This is a genomic window from Psychrobacter glacincola (assembly GCF_904846215.1).
Taxonomy (GTDB): domain Bacteria; phylum Pseudomonadota; class Gammaproteobacteria; order Pseudomonadales; family Moraxellaceae; genus Psychrobacter; species Psychrobacter glacincola.
This window is the reverse complement of record NZ_CAJGZK010000069.1, coordinates 1-755: the sequence shown is the minus strand read 5'-3', so window position 1 is coordinate 755 and position 755 is coordinate 1. Positions and strand designations below refer to the sequence as shown.

The following is a 755-nucleotide window of genomic DNA, read 5'->3' as shown; positions in this document are numbered from 1 at the left end:
GCCACTGGCTATGCTGATGCGTTATACGGCTTTAAATCAGGTTTTGACAGTGCAGGAAAATCACTAGGTCTAAAATCAGGTGGCTACTGGCCAGGTAATGCGGCTAAAGGCTTGACCAATCATCAATCCACGATTTTCTTATTTAATCCAGATAATGGTAAATTGCGTGCACTGGTCGGCGGCAATTATTTAACTGCTGTACGTACCGCCGCCGCATCGGCAGTATCAATCGCCCATCTAGCACGTAAAGACAGCAAAGTACTTGGTATGGTCGGCGCCGGTCATCAGTCTACTTTTCAGCTGCGTGCCGCTCTTGAGCAACGCAATTTCGAAAAAGTAGTCGCTTGGAATAAGAATAAAGATCGTCTCAAAAACCTACAAGCCGTCGCTGAAGAATTAGGCGTACCGTTTGAAGCCGTTGAGCGTGAGCAGTTATGTAGCGAGGCGGATGTAATCATTACTATTACTTCAGCGTTTGAGCCATTACTGATGAAAGAGTGGATCAAACCCGGTACACATATCGCCTGTATGGGTACCGATACCGTTGGTAAGCAAGAAGTTGATGTCAATTTAATAGCTGCTGCTACTGTATTTACAGATGAGATCACGCAATCAATCAGTCTTGGTGAAACCCAGCATGCGATTAAGTCTGGTGCTATCAAAGAGAGTGATATTACCACGCTTGGCGATGTCATTAATGGTGAGCATCCGGGTCGCAGCTCAGACGATGAGATTACCTTGTTCGATGGTACGGG

Annotated in this window: 1 protein-coding gene; it reads left to right on the top strand. The window is 46.1% G+C overall.

The features are described from left to right. On the top strand, window positions 1-755 hold a 755-nt coding region (locus JMW90_RS13440), incomplete at both ends, for an ornithine cyclodeaminase family protein (protein WP_201564746.1).